We start from the raw sequence: 16,954 nt of genomic DNA, 5'->3' as shown, positions 1-16,954 counted from the left end.
CATGTCCGAAACCGAGAACGCTGAAGCGCAGGGCGCTCCGGACCTCGAGAACACCCTCTATCTGGAGTTGAAGGATGGCCGCGTGACCATCCAGCTCCTGCCGGACCTCGCGCCGCAGCATGTCGAGCGCATCAAGGTCCTGGCCCGCCGCGGCTTCTACGACAACACGCCGTTCCACCGCGTGATCGAAGGCTTCATGGCCCAGGGCGGCGACCCGACGGGCACCGGCACCGGCGGCTCCGACCTGCCGGACCTGACGGCGGAGTTCTCGGCGCCGTCGCGCGCCCGCTTCGTGCGCGGCACCTGTGGCATGGCGCGGACCCAGAATCCGAACAGCGCCAACAGCCAGTTCTTCATCATGTTCGCGCCGGCCTCCTCGCTCGATGGCCAGTACACGATCTGGGGGCGGGTCACCGCCGGCATGGATGCCGTGGACAAGATCAAGCGCGGCGCCGGGCAGAGCGGCATGGTCCGGGATCCGGACCGCATCCGCAGCATGAAGGTTGCCGCGGACGTCCGTTAGGACGTCCGCCAAACAGGGCGCCCGTTGAGCCTCTCATACCAAGCGGGCCGGTCGCTTGACCGGCCCGAGGCCGCGAACGCGGCCCGCCGGCAGTCCGGCGAAGCCAAGGGGCACGAATGTGCCCCGCCCGGCGTCTGAGGGTTCACTGGTATGAGGCTTTGAAACATGGCGTGGGGATGACATAAGCCCCGCGCGCGTGCCCGTAGCTCAGTCGGTAGAGCACGAGACTTTTAATCTTGGGGTCGTGGGTTCGAATCCCACCGGGCACACCAGTTCAGCCCTTCCGGAATCATCGCGAATCCTCGTGGGCGGCCTCCTCGGCCAGGCATTCGCTTGTGATTCACGAATTCGTGTGTAGTCTGCCTTCCGTAACAATCTGAGGGCACCACAAGATGCGCGCTTCCCAGCCCCAGGCGGCGGAGGGCGCTGTCTTTCGCCTCCCGGAACCGCTGCGCCGGTACGCCGCCGCCCTCGATGCCCGGATGCCCTCCGAATCTCCTTTCCTTCACGTCGGTCCCCTGCCGGCCTGCCCTGGCGCCAGCGCCTTTGCGGGCAATGGCCGCATCTGGATCACCCGCGAGGCCTTTCGTCCGGACAGCCGGGATGGGCTTCGGCTGATCGGCCACGAGCTGGCGCATCTGGCCCAGCAGGCCGGCCTGAGGGCCGCGTCAGGCGCTCCCTTCCGCTTCGACGATCCTGGGCTGGAGGCGGCCGCCGAGGCCTTCGGGGAGGCCTTCGCGGAGGGCGCACCGATCGGGCTGGCCTGGGAAGAGGCAAAGGATGCGGCGCCGCCGCGCGGGCCGCTGCAATGCTCCTACACCAGGCCGCAGCACGGCATGAACCTGCGCAACCAGGTCTTCCACGACGATTTCGGCGAGGTCGAGGAGGACGAGGACGACGATGAGGAGGACGCCGCCCCGCAGATGCAGGGAACCGGCGGCGCCAGGAATTTGGCAACCACCGCCGGGTCGACGGCCACCAGCATCGCGCGGCCGGCGCGCACGGTGGTGAGCACCGGCGTCAGCGCCGTCAACACCGTGAGCGGCGTGCTGGGCGGCACCGGCACGCTCGGCAGCATCACCGGCGCGATCTCCAGCGGCGCGGCGGCCGCCATGGCGCCCGCCGCGGCGGTGCTTGGCCCGGCCGGCATCGCGCTCGCGATCGCCGACATGGCACTCTCGGCGGTCTCGGCCGCCAAGACCTACGCCCATATGTGCGCGCTGGAAGCGATCGTGACGCTCTATTCCGGCAAGAAGGGCGTGCGCGAGACCACGCTGACGGCGATCGCCTACACCCTCAACAAGAAGAACAAGAAGCTGAAGCGGAAGGGGATCAGCTGCATCCCCATCCTCGGCAGCATCTGTAACAGCGTCTACACGCTCGGCCGCACCGTGCAGAAGAAGGTGAACGGCACCAAGGGCGTCGAGCGGCGCGCCATGTCGAAGCTGCTGTGGAACAACATGCTGGCCGGCGACCCCGCGGCCATCGCCGCCTGCGAGGAACTGCTCGGCGCCAAGACCTTCGGCAAGATCCGCAGGTGCATCGACGGCGACGTGGTGCTGAAGAAGAAGATGAAGTCGCTCTGACAGAACGGATGCCGGCGCCCGAGGACCAGTAAACCCCAACTGGCGCCCCGGTGCGGGAGCGCCTATGAACGCCCGCGCGCGGCTGGCCGGCCGCGCCGTCGCGTTTCTCACGCCGGGGACCCTGGGCTTGCACCCGGCGATCGCATCCTCCTTCGCGCCCAGGCCGAGCATGAGTGCATCCTTGCCTGAGCCCGCGCGCCTCGCCGTCATCATCCCCTGCTACAACGAAGCCGCGAATGTCGTGCCGATGGCCGAGCGCCTGGCCGCGACGCTGCAGGGCATCGCCTGGGAAGCGATCTTCGTCGACGACGACAGCCCGGACGGCACCGCCGCCGTGGCGCGCGCGCTCGCCGCCACCGATCCGCGCATCCGCTGCATCCGCCGCATCGGCCGGCGCGGCCTGGCCTCGGCCTGCATCGAGGGCTGGCTCGCGACTTCGGCTCCCTATCTCGCGGTGATCGACGGCGACCTGCAGCATGACGAGACGCTGTTGCCGAAGATGCTGGCGGCGCTCGAAGGCGGCGCCGAGCTTGTCGTCGGCAGTCGGCATGTCGAGGGTGGCGCGGTGGAAGGCGGCCTCTCGCCGCTGCGGGCCAAGCTCTCGGATGCCGGAACGGCGCTCGCGAATGCGGTGCTGCCGGTCCGCGTCTCCGACCCGATGAGCGGCTTCTTCGCGCTGCCGCGGACGCTGTTCGAGGAAGCGGCGCCGCGGCTGACCGGCACCGGCTTCAAGATCCTGCTCGATATCCTGCTGACCCTGCGGCGGCCGCTCCGCCTGGTCGAGCTGCCCTATGAATTCCGGGCGCGGCAGGCGGGTGCTTCCAAGCTCGATGCCGCTGTCATGCTCGAATTCCTGGGGCTGCTGACCGACAAGGCGCTGGGCGGGCTGGTACCGCTGCGCTTCCTGTCCTTCGCGCTCGTCGGCGCCGCCGGCGTGCTGGTGCACCTGGCCGTGCTCGGCCTGCTGTTCGGGGTGGCGGGTATCGGCTTCACCGCCGCGCAATGGGGCGCGACCATCGTCGCGATGACGGTGAATTTCCTGCTCAACAACCGCATCACCTATCGCGACCGGCGGTTGCGGGGCGCGCGGCTTTGGCGGGGCCTGGCGCTGTTCTACGTGGTCTGCGGGCTCGGGGCCGCAGCCAATGTCGGCATCGCGGCCCTGCTGGTGCGGGACGGATTGCTGGCCTGGGGCTTGGCGGGCGCGGCCGGTGCGGCACTGACCGTGGTATGGAACTACGCGATGTCCACCACCCTGGTCTGGCGCGGCCGATGAGCGGGCGGGGCTGGCTGGCGCTGCTGGCCGCCGCCACGCTGCTGCGGCTCGGCCTTGCGGCCTATATCCCGATCGCGCCGGACGAGGCCTATTACCGCGTCTGGGCCCATAGCCTGCAAGGCGGGTACCTCGATCACCCGCCGATGGTGGCGCTGTTCATCCGGGCGGGGATCCTGATCTTCGGCGATACCGCGCTCGGCATCCGGCTGCTGGGGCCGCTCGGGACGGCGCTCGGCTCGCTGATGCTGTGGCGCACGGCGGAGCGGCTGTTTCCGGGCCGCGGCGTCGGCGTCCCAGCGGCGCTGATGCTGAACGCAACCCTGCTGGTCGGCGTCGGCGCGGTGGTGATGACCCCCGACACGCCGCTGCTGCTGTTCTGGTGCGCTGCACTCTGGGCGCTGGCGGAGCTCCGGGCTTCCGGCGACGGACGCTGGTGGTTTGCGGTCGGCGCGGCGGCCGGCGCCGCGCTGCTGTCGAAATACACCGGGGCGCTGATCGGCTGCGGCATCCTGCTCTGGCTGCTGCTGGATCCGGCGGCGCGGCGCTGGTGGCGGGACTGGCGGCTCTATGCCGGCGGCGCCCTGGCGCTGGCGCTTTTCGCGCCGGTCGTCGCCTGGAATGCCGCGCATGGCTGGGTGAGCTTCGCCAAGCAGGGGGGGCGCGCGGGTACCGAGAGCGCGGGCGCCGGCCTGCGCTTCATCGGCGAGCTGATCGGCGGCCAATGGGCGCTGGCGACGCCGATCCTCTTCGTGCTCTTCGCGGCGGGTGCCGCGCTCGCGGTCAGGCGCTGGCGGGATGGCGCCGCGCTGCTGCTGGCCGTCTTCGTGGTGCCGGGGGCCGCGATCTTCCTCTGGCAGGCGACCGGCAGCCGGGTGCAGGGGAATTGGCCGGCCATCCTCTATCCGGCGGCGGCGATCGCGGCGGCGGCGCTGCTGGCGCCCTCCTGGCAGCGCTGGCGGCGGGCCGGGGTGGCGCTCGGCCTGGTGCTTGGCGTGGTGGTGCAGTTGCAGGCGCTGGCGGGGGTCCTGCCGCTCCCCCGCCGCTACGATCCGACCTTGGCCCGGCTCGCTGGGTGGGACGATTTCGCGGCAGAAATCGCGGCGGCCGCAAGGCGGGAAGGGGCCGGCTTCGTCGCGGCCGAGGAATATGGCCTGGCGTCCGAGCTCGCGCTGCGGCTGGAGCCGCCGACGGGGCCGGCGGTGCTGGCGATGGATGCGCGCTGGGCCTTCTTCCGCTTGGCCGAGCCCCCGGACGGGCGCCCTGGGCTGCTGGTGCGCAGCCTACGTCGGGGGGAGGGGCCGCCGCTCTGGCCCGGCGCCGTGGCGACCGGCACCGTCCTCATCCGCGCCCGGCATGGGATCGAGGCGGAGCGCTACCGCCTGTACCGCGTCGAGACCGGTCCCGGGCTGCCGCCGGTTCGGCAGTTGCCACGGCCGTGAGACTGTGGCCGTAAAACCGTGGCCGGGGCCGTGAGGCGGTGGTGGCGGGTCATGCAGCCGCGGTGGCAGGATAGGCGTTATCCTGCGTAACCACCGCTCACTCTCCGGCGAAGCCGGAGCGCAGAGGAGAGGCTCCACATGCTGATCAAGCGCCCGCGTGGCTGGGAATTGCCGGAAAGCGCCGCGACGCCCGAGGCGCTCGTCATGGGACGCCGCAAGAGCCTCGGCCTGGCGGCCGGCTTGCTGGCGGCGGCCGGCGCCGGGCCGGCCCTGGCGCAGGGCGCCGCGCCGGCGGCGGACCCGATGGCGGCGGCACGCAACCCACGCTACCAGCCGGGCCGCGACCTCACGCCTGAGCGCGATGTCACGACCTACAACAATTATTACGAGTTCGGCGTCGACGACAAACGCATCCACCGCGCGGCGCAGCGCCTGCCGCTGCGGCCCTGGCGGCTGAAGGTCGACGGCATGGTCGAACGCCCGATCGAATTCGACATCGACGGCCTGCTGCGCATGCTCCAGCTCGAGGAGCGGGTCTATCGGCTGCGCTGCGTCGAGGCCTGGGCGATGACGATCCCCTGGACCGGCTTCCAGCTCTCGACCTTGCTCGGGCTGGTGAACCCGCTCGCGTCAGCGAAATACGTGACCTTCGAGACGGCCGCGATCCCGGCGGTGATGCCGGGCCTGCGGCAGAGCTGGTACCCCTGGCCCTATCTCGAAGGCTGCACCATCGAGGAGGCGCGGAACGATCTGAGCTTCCTGGCCGTCGGGCTCTACGGCAAGGCGCTGCCGCCGCAGAACGGCGCGCCCATCCGGGTACTGTTCCCGTGGAAGTACGGCTTCAAGTCGGGCAAGTCGATCGTCCGCATCACGCTGACGGACCAGCGCCCGGTGTGCTTCTGGGAGCGTCTGCAGAACCAGGAATACGGCTTCTGGGCCAATGTGAACCCCGAGGTCCCGCATCCGCGCTGGAGCCAGGCGACGGAACGCGTGATCGGCAGCAACGAGCGTGTGCCCACGCGGCTCTTCAACGGCTATGCCGAGCAGGTCGCGGGCCTCTACACGGGGCTGGCGAACGAACGGCTCTGGGCCTGAGCGCGACCGCCCCAGCCCGGGCACCTCGCTGAGGGAGGCCGCATGATCGGGTTGGGTGCGCTGTTCCTGGTGGGCGCGGCTTCGGTGGCCGGCATCTTCGGGCTCGGCATGAGCTTCGGCACCTTCCTCTATCGGCTGGTGCCCGGCTTCGTGCCCTGGCTGCAATCCCTCGTGCAGCGCCATGGCTGGACCAATGCCTGGAGCGATGTCGGCGTGCCGCTGATGGACGCGCCCGCCTGGCTGCCGCCGCTGCTGATCGGCCTGGTGTTGATTCTGCTCGGCTGGGCGCGGCGGCGGGCCTGAATTGCCGCCGCGCCGCTCAGTCGAGCCGCGCGCCCGAGATCTCGACGAGCTGGCGCCAGCGCGGCGTCTCCTCCGCGATCAGGCGGGTCAATGCCGCCGGCGTCTCGCTGACCACGGTGCCGTAGCCGAGCGGCTTCAGCCGGTCCACGAAGGCCCGGTCGGCGGCGATCGCGTGTGTCGCCTGGTGCAGCCGGGCGATGATCGGCTCCGGCGTGCCGCCGGGTGCGACGATCGCGTTCCAGGTGATGACCGAGTGGTTGCCGAGGCCGAGATCGGCGAAATCCGCCATCCCCGGCACATCCGGCAGGATCGAGAGGCGCGGGCCGGAACTCACCGCCAGCGCCTTGAAGCGCCCGGCCTCCACATGCGGCATCAGCGCCGGCATGACGTCGAACATCATGTCGAGCGTGCCGGCGACGAGGTCGTTGATGGCCGGGCCGCCGCCGCGATACGGCACATGCAGGATCTTCGCGTCGGCGAAGCGGTTGACGGCCGAGATGTTGAGGTGGGACGAGGTGCCGTTGCCCGAGGAGCCCATCTTCACCTGCTCGGGGTTCGCGCGGCTCCAGGCGATCAGGCTGCGGAAATCGGTCCAGCCGCGCTGCCGCGCGGTCTCCGCATTCACCACGCAGAGCAGCGCGCCATCGGTGATCTGGCTGACCGGCGCGAAATCCTTCTGCGGGTCGAAGCTGAGCCGGGAGAACATGAAGGGCGCGGCGGCGAAGGTGGTGACGCCGAGCAGCCCGATGACGGAGCCATCGCGCTCCCCCTTCGCCGTCGCCTCGGCGCCGATCATGCCGCCGGCGCCGCCGCGGTTCTCGACCACCACATTCTGCCCAAGCGCCGGGCCAAGGCGCTCGGCAATGAGCCGGCCCAGGATGTCGACGGCGCCGCCAGGCGGGAAGGGAACGATCAGCCGCACCGGCCGGCCGCCGGCCAAGGGCTGCGCCCGTGCCACGGCAGGGGCGGCGAGCACCGCGGTTCCGGCAAGGAAAACTCGTCGGGAAGTGTTCATCTTGCTTGCTTCCAGGTTGCGGCCACGCAGCCTGCGCGCGGCACCGCGCGTGATGCAAGCGGCGCGCCGGGGAAGGCAGCGCCTTCCCCGGCGCGCCCTACACGAGCGAGCGCGCCCGCGCGATGACGCTCAGCGTCTCGGGTGTCAGGTCATAGACAGCGAGTTCGCCGGGCGCGGCCCAGGCGACTTCGCTGACATCGTCGGCGGCGCGTGCCTCGCCGGAGAGCAGGCGGCCGGCATAGTCGATGATGGTGTAGTGGAAGCGGATAGCGCCGGCCTCGTCTCGCGTCACGGCGTCGATGACGGCGGCGAGGGTGAGGGGGCCGGCCTCGATGCCGGTTTCTTCGCGCAGCTCGCGGCGGGCGGCGTCCTCGGCGCCTTCGCCGAGGTGCTGGGCGCCGCCGGGGAGCGACCAGAGGCCGAGGCGCGGCGGACGGGCGCGGCGCACCAGCAGCACGCGGTCGGCGGCATCGAAGATCACGCAGCCGATGCCGACCCAGGGGCGGTCCGGATATTCGCGCGTGCTCACTGAACGGGGGCTGTGCCCGGCGGCGTCGCCGGGTCGGCGGCGGGCGCGGCCGGCTCCTCCTGGCGCTGGAGGTCGGCGAGCCGCGGCGCCAGGGCGCGTTCCTTCCATTGCCCGACCTGATAGGCCCAGCCGCGCCAGCGCGCGTTCAGCCGCGCTGCTTCATCGTCGCCCTCCGCGGCGAGGCGCAGCCAGACGGCATCGGCGCTGCGGTTCACCCGGGCGACGATGGTGAGGTTGTCGGTCAGGGTGAAGCGGGATTCGCCGAGGGCATCGCCCGGGATCTCGGCCTCGGCCTTCACCTCGATGAAGGTGAGGAATTCGAAGGCGCGGCCGACCTCGTCGAGGCTCGTCTCGTCGAGCGGCGGGGTCTCGGCGGGGAGGGTCACGCGCAGTGGCGCATCGGCCTCGCCAGCGCGGGCCAGCTCCAGCGCCGGCTCCCCGGTCCGGTTGACCACGACGCGCTGCACGCGATCGCGCGCGAAATTCGCGACATCGCGATCGAGCCAGAGATTCGGATCGCCATCGATCGGCAACCGGCCTTCGGCGAGCCAGGCCTGGGTCTCGTTGGCGCGGCGGATGAAGGCGGCTTCCGGCACATTGCCCTGGGTTCGGACCCGGCGTCGGCCGATCACCAGCTCGGCGATGGCGGTGCCCTGCGCATCGAGCACCCGCAGCAGGGAGGCGGTGGAGCCAGGCTGCGTTGGGTCGTTGAGGCCGAGGCGGTCGAGCAGTTCCGGATTGGCCGTGCGCGGCTCGGTCAGGCGCAGCTCGGTGAGGCCGGTCAGCAGCTCGCGCACGCGTTCGCTGCGCGCGGGATAGTTGGCGCGCTCCGGCAGGACCCAGAGGTCGCCCTGGCGCTGCACGGTCAGCGTGCCATCATGGCGCTTCACCTCTATGCGCGCGACCTGCTGCAGCCGGGCGGCGAGGTTGGGGAAGGCGAGGGCCGCCTGGCCGGGCGGGGGCGGCGTCGCGTCGTTCGGCGTCAGCAGCAAGGCGCCGCCGACGGAAGCGATGGCGGCGACGCCGAGCAGCAGCAGGGTGCGGCGGTTCATCGTCTTCGTTCTTCCTACTTAGAGCGGCGCGGCCGAATCACGCCTCCGGTGCTCGGCGGCGCAGCCGCCTGCGCCCTCCGGCGATCGGGCGCGCTCACGCCCGCGCCGCGGCACGGCGGCGGGACCGCATGATGCCGAGGCCGATCGCGAAGAGCGTCAGCAGCAACGGCACCAATGCGATGTTCACGACGCGGAGCAGGGTCTCCAGCCGCTCGATGTCGCGCCTGAGCTCAAGCTGCACGGTGCGAAGCTGCTGGCGGGTCTGGATGATGTCCTGGCGGGCGCGGTCGATCTCCGCGCGCTGTTCGGGGGTGATGACGGCGCTGCCGCCGCGCTCGCCGCCCTGGCCTTGGCGCAGCTCGCGCAGCCGCCGCTCGGTCTGCTCCAGGCGCTGGGTCAGGGTGCGTTCGGTGGCGCGGAAGCGCGTCTCGGCGTCGCGGCGGATATCGTCGACGAGCTGGAAGGGACGCAGGCTCTCGCCGCGAGAGCGCAGCGAGACCAGCGCGTCACCGCCGGCGAGCGTGTCGGCGATGTTCGCCAGCAGGGCGCCGTTGTCGCTGAAGGGCGTCGCCTGCTGCTGGCCGAAGAAGTCCTGGATGCGCACCCAGAAGCGATCCTCCAGCACATCGGCGTCGTTCACGACGACGATATTGGCGGCGCCATCGGTATGGGCACGATGGGCTGGGAAATCGGCGGGGCGATCGGCGTCGGCGGGCGCGGCGTCGCCGAAGGCGGAGTTGAGCTGCCCGCGGATGCGGGCGGCGATGGCGTGGTGCTGGCCGTCGGGCGCGAATTCGGCCAGGAGCTGCGTCGGGTTCGGTTCGCTGCGGACGCGCGCGGCATCCACCAGCATGCTGCGGTCGCTGCTGCTGAGGAGCGGCACGAATTCGATATTGGCGCCATCCCGCCGGCGGACTTCGCCAGCCGAGGCGACGGTCACCTGGTTCAGGTCCGCGGTCGCGACCTCGCTGCGGTTCACGCTGTCGCCCTGCATGTTGAACCAGGCGGTGTAGTCCACCGCCTGCACGCGGTCGGTCGGGTTGGCGCGCACCCGCCAGGCGCCGCGCAGGTCGAGCACGACGCGGTCGGACGGCGCCTCGACCCCCCAGGCGTTCAGCAAACGGTCGAGCGAGGAGGCGGTGTTCGTGGGCGGCTGGCCGCCGGGGCCGGGGCGGCCGGCCTGGCCTTCGGAATGCGGGTCGGTGAAGACGATCAGCTTGCCGCCGCGCATGACGAACTGGTCGATCGCGTATTGCGTCGGCTCCGGCAGGTTCTGCGGATGCGCGACGATCAGCACCTGCACCTCGTCCTCGATGCGGCGGGCATCGGCGGCGACGTCGCGCAGCGTGAAGAACTGGCGCATCTGCTGCATGATCGCATAGGGCTGGCCGCCGCCGCCGGGCGGCAGCCCCTGCATCTGGCGCATCATCATCATGCGCGGGTCGCCGTTGAGCGGCAGCGAGGACAGCACGCCGATGACCGGGCGGCGCGGGTTCGACAGCTCATAGACCAGGCGCGTCAGGTCATATTCCAGGAAGCGCTCGCGCTCCGGCTGGAAGAACGGGATATTGCGCTCGTCATCGAGCAGGTTGGAACCGGCCAGGCCGAAATAGACCTGCTCGCCGGACTGGTCGACCGGCACGCCCTGCAGCCCGAAGGCGAGCGCCCGGTCCTCGGTTTCGGAGAAGGGCTCCGGGTCCAGGACCTCGAGCCGGATCTTGCCGTCGGAGATGGCGACGTATTCGGCCAGCATGGCGCGCAGCCGCTCGGCATAGGCGCCATAGACCGGCACCGCAGTGCCGAGGCGGCGGGAATAGAAGAGGCGAAGCGTGACCGGGTCCTGCAGACCGCGCAGCACCTGCCGGGTGCCGTCGGAGAGCGTGTAGAGGCGCTGCTCCGTCAGGTCGACGCGGGCGCGCGGGAACAGCCGGTCGGCCAGCATGTTGACGCCGACGGTGAGCAGCAGCGCGGCCAGCACGCCGAGCGCCGAGAAGGCGAGGCGGCGGGGGGCGCGCGGGGCGGGGGCGGTGGTGGCGCTCATGCGATCAGTCCGCCTTGCGGTGGTCGAGCACGACCGCGTTGAGGAAGAGCCAGAAGCCGATGAAGCTGGCGAAGAAGACCACGTCGCGCGCCGCGACGACGCCGCGCGCGAAGCTGTTGAAGCGTTCGGTCACCGAGACGGCGCGGGCGAGCTCGGCCAGCGCCGGGACGCGGGTCGAGAGGAAATCCGTCACGATCGGGCTGCCGGCGGCGGCGAAGAGGAAGCAGGCGGCGACCGCGAGCACGAAGGCGATGACCTGGTTCTTGGTCGCGGCCGAGAGTGCGGCGCCGACCGCGAGATAGGCGCCGGCCACCATGAGGCAACCGAGATAGCCCGCCAGCACCACGCCATTATCCGGATTGCCGAGCGCGTTGATCGTCACCCAGAGCGGGAAGGTCAGCGCGAGCGCGACCGCGCAGAAGGCCCAGGCGGCGAGGAACTTGCCCCAAACCGCCTGCCACTGGGTCAGCGGCAGGGTCAGCAGCAGCTCGATGGTGCCGAGGCGGCGCTCTTCGGCCCAGAGCCGCATGGTCAGCGCCGGCACCAGGAACAGGAACAGCCAGGGGACGAAGTTGAAGAAGGGCTGCAGGTCGGCCTGGCCGCGGTTGAAGAAGCCGCCGAGCGTGAAGGTCAGCGCGCCGCTGAGGACCAGGAAGATGACGATGAAGACATAAGCGACGGGTGTCGCGAAATAGCCGGCGAGCTCGCGTCGGGCGACGGTCAGCATCGGGCCCATCACGCGGCCTCCCGCGCCAGGGTGAGTTCGCGGAAGACCTGCTCCAGGGTATGACCGGGCCGCAGCAGGTCGCGCGGCGGGGCATCGGCCAGGATCCTGCCGCGCGCGATGATGATGGCGCGGGTGCAGACGGCCTCCACCTCTTCCAGGATATGGGTCGAGATGATGATTGCCTTCTCCGGTGCCATGCGGCGGATGAGCTCGCGCACCTCATGCTTCTGGTTGGGGTCGAGGCCGTCGGTCGGCTCGTCGAGCACCAGCACCGGCGGGTCGTGCAGCAGCGCCTGGGCCAGGCCGACGCGGCGCTTGAAGCCCTTCGACAGGGTCTCGATCGGCTGCAGCCGCACGCCTTCGAGCTGGGTCTGCGCCATGGCGGCGGCGACCTTCTCGTCGAGCGTGGCACCGCGGAAGCCGCGGATGCGGGCGACGAATTGCAGGAAGCCGGTGACGGTCATCTCGGGATAGGTGGGGGCACCCTCCGGCAGGAAGCCGAGGGCGCGCTTCGCCGCGACCGGAGCGTCGGCGATGTCGTGGCCGGCGATCCGGGCGGTGCCGGCGGTCGGCGTCACGAAGCCCGCCAGCATCTTCATGGTGGTCGACTTGCCGGCGCCGTTGGGGCCGAGGAAGCCCAGAACCTCGCCCTTCTCGACGGTGAAGGAGACATCGTCCACGGCGGTGAAGGCGCCGAAGCGGCGCGTCAGGTGCTCGATCTCGATCAGCGCGGGCAAATTCGGTCCCCCATGCGCGGTCATCCTGCCGCCGGTCGGCCCGGCCGCGATCCGGCAGGCGGGTTTAGCCCGGTCGTGAGGGGATGCAACCCCCTGCGGTCATTGGCTGTCCGCCATCTTGCGGCGCAGCAAGAATGAAATTAAGAATCATTCGCATATATATCACGACCGGAGACATGATGGCGCCGCTCCTCGACGTAAAGGACCTGACGGTCCGGTTCGATACCCCCAACGGCACCGTCCATGCCGTCTCCGGCGTGAGCTACTCGTTGCAGGCCGGGGAGACGCTGGCCGTGGTGGGCGAAAGCGGCAGCGGCAAGAGCGTGCATGTGCTGGCGATGGTCGGGCTGATCCCGAAGCCGCCCGGGCGCGTTGCCGCCGGGCAGGCGCTGTTCGAGGGGCGGGACCTGCTGGCGATGCCGGAGCACGAGCTGCGCCGTCTCCGCGGCGGCCAGATCGGCATGATCTTCCAGGACCCGATGAGCTCGCTCAACCCGGTGCTGACCGTCGGCTTCCAGATCATGGAGAGCCTGCGCACTCATCTCGGCCTCTCCAAGGCGGCCGCGAAGAAGCGCGCGATCGAGCTGCTGGACCTGGTCGGCATCCCCGAGCCGCAGCGCCGGATCGAGCAGTATCCGCACCAGTTCTCGGGCGGCATGCGGCAGCGCGCGATGATCTCGATCGGCATCGCCTGCAACCCGAAGCTCTTGATCGCGGATGAGCCGACGACGGCGCTCGACGTCACCATCCAGGCGCAGATCCTCGATCTGGTGCGGGGCCTCCGGAAGCAGCTCGGCATGGCGATCATCTGGATCACCCATGACATGGGCGTGGTCGCCGGCCTCGCGGACAATGTGCAGGTCATGTATGGCGGCCGCATCCAGGAACGCGGGCCGGCGCGCGCAGTCTTCCACGATACCCGCAGCGCCTATACCTACGGGTTGCTGAAGTCGCTGCCCGAGCATGGCGCGCCCGGCGCCGTGCAGGACGGCACGCGGAAGCGGCTGGTGCAGATTCCGGGCTATCCGCCGGACATGACCAACCCGCCACCGGGCGATCCCTTCGCGCCGCGCAACCCCTTCGCGACCGAGCGCTGCCAGGCGGAGGTGCCGCCGCTGGTGCAGGCGGAAGGCGCGGCGCCCGGCCATATGGTCGCCGCCTGGTATGACCTTCGCGCCGCGCGGGGAGCCCAGGCATGAACGCCCTGCCGCCGCGCCCGATCCTCGAGGTCGACGACCTCTCCCGCCACTTCGTGACCAAGGATTTCTTCGGCCGCGAGCAGCATCGCGTCCGCGCGGTCGACAACGTCTCCTTCACCGTGGCGGCCGGGGAGACCCTTGGGCTGGTCGGCGAATCCGGCTCGGGCAAGAGCACGACCGGGCGACTGGTCCTGCGCTTGGACGATCCCACCGCCGGGCAGATCCGCTTCGAGGGGCAGGAGATCACCGGGCTGCGCAAGCAGTCGCTGCGCGCGATGCGGACGCGCATGCAGGTGGTGTTCCAGGATCCCTTCTCCTCGCTCAACCCGCGCATGCGGGTGGGCGATGCGGTGGGCGAGCCGCTGCGCGCGCATCGGCTGACCAAAAGCCGCGCCGAGGAGCGCGACCGGGTCGCGGAGCTGTTCCAGCGCGTCGGCCTCGATCCGCGCTTCGCGGAGCGCTTCCCACATCAGTTCTCGGGCGGTCAGCGGCAGCGCATCGGCATCGCGCGGGCGATCGCGGTGCGGCCGCAACTGATCGTGGCGGATGAGCCGATCACCGCGCTCGACGTCTCGATCCAGGCGCAGATCGTGAACCTCTTCATGGACCTGCAGGAGGAGATGGGCGTCGCCTATCTCTTCATCGCCCATGACCTCGCGATGGTGCGCCATCTCTGCCACCGGGTCGCGGTGATGCTGCGGGGGCGCATCGTGGAGATGGCGCCGACCGAGCAGCTCTTCGCCGATGCGCGGCATCCCTATACGCAGGCGCTGATCTCGGCGATGCCGATCCCGGATCCGGACCGGGAGCTGCTACGGCAGCGGATCTTCTTCGACGGCAAGCTGCCGCCCCCGGATGCGGCACTGGAGCAGGTGACGCCCGGGCACTGGGTGCTGGCGGCCTGACCGGTATGGCCCGGCGCGGGAGGGGCGCCGGAGCGTCCTGATCGGCTCGGCTGTCCTGACATGCGTGATCTTCGCCGCGCTGCCCCTCTACTTCCTGCTGCGCGGTAGCACGCGTGGCGGCCTGCTGTTCTGAGCAGGCGGGAGGTTTCGGCCGGCTGGCCGGCATCCAGCGCCGCCAGCCGGAGGGCGCCTGGTCAGGCCGGGAGCGCCGCCGATCCTTCCGTCACCCTGCCACTCTCCGCCGCGACCAGCAGGACATAGGTGCCGCTGGCCATCGCCATCACCAGCGATCCGACGAACGCCTGAACGGCGAGCTCGGCAATGGCCCAGAGGAGGAGAAGGTCGGGAAGAGCGGCATCCGCCGCGTTCAGAACCGTCCAGGCGATCTGCACCACGACGGCGGCGATGGCGCCGGTGGCGAGCAGCAGCCCGAGAAGTGTGAGGCGGTGGCCGCGGGTCAACGCCCAACTGCGGGACAGGCTGCGTACCGGCCCCGCTCCTTCGATGACGCAGACCGGGAGAGCGACGAAGCTGCCCAGCGCCCAGACCACGCCCGGGATGACAAGCAGGACGAGGCCGAGCAGCAGGCCGAGGATGACCAGCAGGTTGGTCAGCAGGCATCGTATGGCGGCCTTCAGACCCTGCGCGATGGCGGTGCCGGGAGTCGCATGCTGACCCTGCAGGCTCCGGACCATTGCGTAGATCACGATCGGGCTCAGCAAACCGGAGCATAGCGTCCGCGCCGAGAGGTGGATCAGGAACTGCCAGCCCAGCATCTCGGCCGGAGGCCCTTCCGGTAGGAAGGCGAGTTCCATTCCGAACCCGACCACCAGCGCGACCAGCATGAGGGTCAGCATGACCGGGAAGACGAAGCCGAAATTCCGGAAAAGGGCGGTCAAGGAGGCTTTGAATGCGATGCCGAAGCGGAATTCGGAAGGGGGTGGGCTTCCGGCCACAGCCGTGTCCGATATCGCCTCGTCAGCAGCGCTCATCCCGCTCTCCCATGTGGCTCGCAGCAATCGCGCGCCAGTCCCTGTGCCGATTCATCTCGGCATGCCAGGACGAACGGTAGTCATGACAAGTATTTCAGCCAATCGTTAACGGATTGATATTGTCGAGTTCCCAGCGCGCTGGGTCACGGCTCCTGTGGGCTCCACTGGGATGCTTATCCAGCATCCAGCGTCACCAGCGTCGGATCGTGGCCGAACAGCCGCAGCAGCAGCGTCGCGGCCTGGCCGCGCGGGCTACGCAGCGCGGCGTCTTTGTGCAGCAACAGCGCCGCGTCACGATTGGCGATGTTCACCAGACGGTCGAGCTCGTCTGGATCGTCCTCGCTGTCCCAGAGCCGGGCACCGGGCTGGCCGGCCTGGCGCTCGCCGAGCGCCTCGCCGCCGCCGCGGAAGCGGAGGTCCTGGTCGGCAATGACGAAGCCGTCCTCGGTGTCGCGCAGCACCAGCAGGCGGCGCTTTTCGGATTCCGTCAGCCCGTCCGAATGGATCAGCAGGCAGGAGGAGGGGCGGCTGCCGCGCCCGACCCGGCCGCGCAACTGGTGCAGCGCGGCCAGGCCGAAGCGCTCCGCCTGCTCGATCAGCATGATGGTGGCATCCGGCACGTCGACGCCGACTTCGACGACCGTGGTCGCGACCAGCAACTGGGTGCGGCCGGCGGCGAAATCGGCCAGCGCCTTCTCGCGTACAGCGATGTCGAGCGCGCCATGCGCCATGCCGACCTTTCCGGGAAAGCGCTCGGCGAGCTCGGCGAAGCGGGTCTCGGCGGCGACGCTGTCATCCTTGTCGCTGTCGGTGATGGCCCGCACCACCCAATAGGCGCGCTCGCCCCTGGTCATCGCGGCTTCGAGCCGGTCCTGGATCCGTGGCAGCATCGCCTGGCTGGTGATGCGGGTCGCGATCGGCTGCCGGCCGGCCGGCTTGCCCATCAGCCGCGTCACATCCATCTCGCCCCACTGGGTCAGCAGCAGGGTGCGCGGGATCGGGGTCGCGGTCATCACCAGCAGGTCGGCATCGCTGCCCTTGCCGGCCAGCATCAGCCGCTGTGCGACACCGAAGCGGTGCTGCTCGTCGACCACGGCCAGCGCCAGGTCGCGGAAGGCGACACCTTCCTGGAACAGCGCGTGGGTGCCGATGACGAGGGAGATGGAGCCCTCGGCGAGGCCCGCCAGCACCCGCTTGCGCTCGCGGCCCTTCACCGATCCGGCCAGCAGCGCGACCGGCACGCCGGCCGCGCCGCAGAGGCGTTCGAAGGTGCGGAGATGCTGGCGTGCCAGCAGCTCGGTCGGCGCCATCAGGGCCGCCTGGGCACCGGCCTCCACGGCGCGCAGCATCGCCATGGCGGCGACCAGCGTCTTGCCGGCGCCGACATCGCCCTGCAGCAGCCGCAGCATGCGGCGGGGCGCCGCGAGGTCCGCGTCGATCTCGGCCATCGCCTGGCGCTGGGCTGGTGTGGGCTCATGTCCGAAGGCGGCCAGCGCGGCGCGCCGGAGCCGCCCGTCGCCGGCGAGCGCGCGGCC

Annotated in this window: 16 protein-coding genes and 1 tRNA gene; 9 read left to right on the top strand and 8 right to left on the bottom strand. The window is 70.5% G+C overall.

Annotation, left to right across the window (positions count from 1 at the left end; all coding sequences use genetic code 11):
• The first annotated feature begins 1 nt into the window (after position 1).
• From GXW71_RS28560 to GXW71_RS28530, 7 genes are all read left to right on the top strand, one after another.
• Complete coding sequence (locus GXW71_RS28560) at positions 2 to 523, top strand: peptidylprolyl isomerase (protein WP_246526975.1); 522 nt, start codon at positions 2 to 4, stop codon at positions 521 to 523.
• A 196-nt stretch (positions 524 to 719) separates the two neighbouring features.
• Positions 720 to 795 (top strand) — tRNA-Lys (locus GXW71_RS28555).
• Between the two features lie 210 nt (positions 796 to 1,005).
• Entirely contained in the window at positions 1,006 to 2,109 is a 1,104-nt protein-coding gene (locus GXW71_RS28550) for an eCIS core domain-containing protein (RefSeq protein WP_211856115.1), read from the top strand.
• Between the two features lie 169 nt (positions 2,110 to 2,278).
• Entirely contained in the window at positions 2,279 to 3,385 is a 1,107-nt protein-coding gene (locus tag GXW71_RS28545) for a glycosyltransferase (RefSeq protein WP_211856133.1), read from the top strand.
• Complete coding sequence (locus GXW71_RS28540) at positions 3,382 to 4,824, top strand: glycosyltransferase family 39 protein (RefSeq protein ID WP_211856114.1); 1,443 nt, start codon at positions 3,382 to 3,384, stop codon at positions 4,822 to 4,824. The genes GXW71_RS28545 and GXW71_RS28540 overlap by 4 nt, the downstream gene beginning before the upstream one ends.
• A gap of 138 nt (positions 4,825 to 4,962) precedes the next feature.
• Positions 4,963 to 5,919 carry a protein-methionine-sulfoxide reductase catalytic subunit MsrP gene (gene msrP / locus GXW71_RS28535; protein ID WP_211856113.1) on the top strand — a complete coding sequence of 319 codons (957 nt, stop codon included), beginning with the start codon at positions 4,963 to 4,965 and terminating at the stop codon, positions 5,917 to 5,919.
• A gap of 42 nt (positions 5,920 to 5,961) precedes the next feature.
• Positions 5,962 to 6,222 (top strand): hypothetical protein, encoded by a 261-nt coding sequence (locus tag GXW71_RS28530; protein ID WP_211856112.1) that lies wholly within the window; start codon positions 5,962 to 5,964, stop codon positions 6,220 to 6,222.
• 16 nt (positions 6,223 to 6,238) lie between these two features.
• On the opposite strand, the gene GXW71_RS28525 is transcribed toward GXW71_RS28530, so the two are convergent.
• The 6 genes from GXW71_RS28525 to GXW71_RS28500 all read right to left on the bottom strand — a co-directional run bounded on the left by GXW71_RS28525 (position 6,239) and on the right by GXW71_RS28500 (position 12,323).
• Positions 6,239 to 7,237, bottom strand: a complete 999-nt coding sequence (locus GXW71_RS28525) for a Bug family tripartite tricarboxylate transporter substrate binding protein (RefSeq protein ID WP_211856111.1) — start codon at positions 7,235 to 7,237, stop codon at positions 6,239 to 6,241.
• Positions 7,238 to 7,334: 97 nt separating this feature from the next.
• On the bottom strand, positions 7,335 to 7,766 hold the full coding sequence (locus GXW71_RS28520; protein WP_367617390.1) for an NUDIX hydrolase: 432 nt from the start codon (positions 7,764 to 7,766) through the stop codon (positions 7,335 to 7,337).
• Positions 7,763 to 8,818 (bottom strand): DUF4340 domain-containing protein, encoded by a 1,056-nt coding sequence (locus tag GXW71_RS28515; protein WP_211856109.1) that lies wholly within the window; start codon positions 8,816 to 8,818, stop codon positions 7,763 to 7,765. The genes GXW71_RS28520 and GXW71_RS28515 overlap by 4 nt, the downstream gene beginning before the upstream one ends.
• Before the next feature lie 94 nt (positions 8,819 to 8,912).
• Positions 8,913 to 10,859 (bottom strand): GldG family protein, encoded by a 1,947-nt coding sequence (locus tag GXW71_RS28510; protein ID WP_211856108.1) that lies wholly within the window; start codon positions 10,857 to 10,859, stop codon positions 8,913 to 8,915.
• A gap of 4 nt (positions 10,860 to 10,863) precedes the next feature.
• Positions 10,864 to 11,595, bottom strand: a complete 732-nt coding sequence (locus GXW71_RS28505; protein ID WP_211856107.1) for an ABC transporter permease — start codon at positions 11,593 to 11,595, stop codon at positions 10,864 to 10,866.
• Positions 11,595 to 12,323, bottom strand: coding sequence for an ABC transporter ATP-binding protein (locus GXW71_RS28500; RefSeq protein WP_211856106.1), 729 nt, complete (start codon positions 12,321 to 12,323; stop codon positions 11,595 to 11,597). The genes GXW71_RS28505 and GXW71_RS28500 overlap by 1 nt, the downstream gene beginning before the upstream one ends.
• Before the next feature lie 176 nt (positions 12,324 to 12,499).
• On the opposite strand from GXW71_RS28500, the gene GXW71_RS28495 reads away from it, so the two are divergent.
• Together GXW71_RS28495 and GXW71_RS28490 are read left to right on the top strand one after the other, a co-directional pair.
• Complete coding sequence (locus GXW71_RS28495; RefSeq protein ID WP_211856105.1) at positions 12,500 to 13,522, top strand: ABC transporter ATP-binding protein; 1,023 nt, start codon at positions 12,500 to 12,502, stop codon at positions 13,520 to 13,522.
• Positions 13,519 to 14,427, top strand: coding sequence for an ABC transporter ATP-binding protein (locus GXW71_RS28490; RefSeq protein WP_211856104.1), 909 nt, complete (start codon positions 13,519 to 13,521; stop codon positions 14,425 to 14,427). The genes GXW71_RS28495 and GXW71_RS28490 overlap by 4 nt, the downstream gene beginning before the upstream one ends.
• Before the next feature lie 194 nt (positions 14,428 to 14,621).
• Here the strand turns inward: GXW71_RS28490 and GXW71_RS28485 are convergent, their stop codons facing one another.
• On the bottom strand, positions 14,622 to 15,419 hold the full coding sequence (locus GXW71_RS28485) for a hypothetical protein (protein ID WP_211856103.1): 798 nt from the start codon (positions 15,417 to 15,419) through the stop codon (positions 14,622 to 14,624).
• Positions 15,420 to 15,592: 173 nt separating this feature from the next.
• On the bottom strand, positions 15,593 to 16,954 hold a 1,362-nt coding region (locus GXW71_RS28480; RefSeq protein WP_211856102.1), incomplete at its 5' end, for an ATP-dependent DNA helicase RecG.

It is taken from the genome of Plastoroseomonas hellenica (assembly GCF_018129085.1).
Lineage (GTDB): Bacteria > Pseudomonadota > Alphaproteobacteria > Acetobacterales > Acetobacteraceae > Plastoroseomonas > Plastoroseomonas hellenica.
Note: the sequence above shows the minus strand (reverse complement) of the source record. Positions and strands in the feature narration are given on the sequence as shown.

Excerpts from the sequence above, each read along its gene's own strand:
- GXW71_RS28530 (WP_211856112.1), top strand. The coding sequence starts at position 5,962 with ATGATCGGGTTGGGTGCGCTGTTCCTGGTGGGCGCGGCTTCGGTGGCC.
- GXW71_RS28525 (WP_211856111.1), bottom strand. The coding sequence starts at position 7,237 with ATGAACACTTCCCGACGAGTTTTCCTTGCCGGAACCGCGGTGCTCGCC.
- GXW71_RS28485 (WP_211856103.1), bottom strand. The coding sequence starts at position 15,419 with ATGAGCGCTGCTGACGAGGCGATATCGGACACGGCTGTGGCCGGAAGC.
- GXW71_RS28515 (WP_211856109.1), bottom strand. The coding sequence starts at position 8,818 with ATGAACCGCCGCACCCTGCTGCTGCTCGGCGTCGCCGCCATCGCTTCC.
- GXW71_RS28550 (WP_211856115.1), top strand. The coding sequence starts at position 1,006 with ATGCCCTCCGAATCTCCTTTCCTTCACGTCGGTCCCCTGCCGGCCTGC.
- msrP (WP_211856113.1), top strand. The coding sequence starts at position 4,963 with ATGCTGATCAAGCGCCCGCGTGGCTGGGAATTGCCGGAAAGCGCCGCG.
- GXW71_RS28505 (WP_211856107.1), bottom strand. The coding sequence starts at position 11,595 with ATGGGCCCGATGCTGACCGTCGCCCGACGCGAGCTCGCCGGCTATTTC.
- GXW71_RS28490 (WP_211856104.1), top strand. The coding sequence starts at position 13,519 with ATGAACGCCCTGCCGCCGCGCCCGATCCTCGAGGTCGACGACCTCTCC.
- GXW71_RS28510 (WP_211856108.1), bottom strand. The coding sequence starts at position 10,859 with ATGAGCGCCACCACCGCCCCCGCCCCGCGCGCCCCCCGCCGCCTCGCC.
- GXW71_RS28495 (WP_211856105.1), top strand. The coding sequence starts at position 12,500 with ATGATGGCGCCGCTCCTCGACGTAAAGGACCTGACGGTCCGGTTCGAT.
- GXW71_RS28560 (WP_246526975.1), top strand. The coding sequence starts at position 2 with ATGTCCGAAACCGAGAACGCTGAAGCGCAGGGCGCTCCGGACCTCGAG.
- GXW71_RS28545 (WP_211856133.1), top strand. The coding sequence starts at position 2,279 with ATGAGTGCATCCTTGCCTGAGCCCGCGCGCCTCGCCGTCATCATCCCC.
- GXW71_RS28540 (WP_211856114.1), top strand. The coding sequence starts at position 3,382 with ATGAGCGGGCGGGGCTGGCTGGCGCTGCTGGCCGCCGCCACGCTGCTG.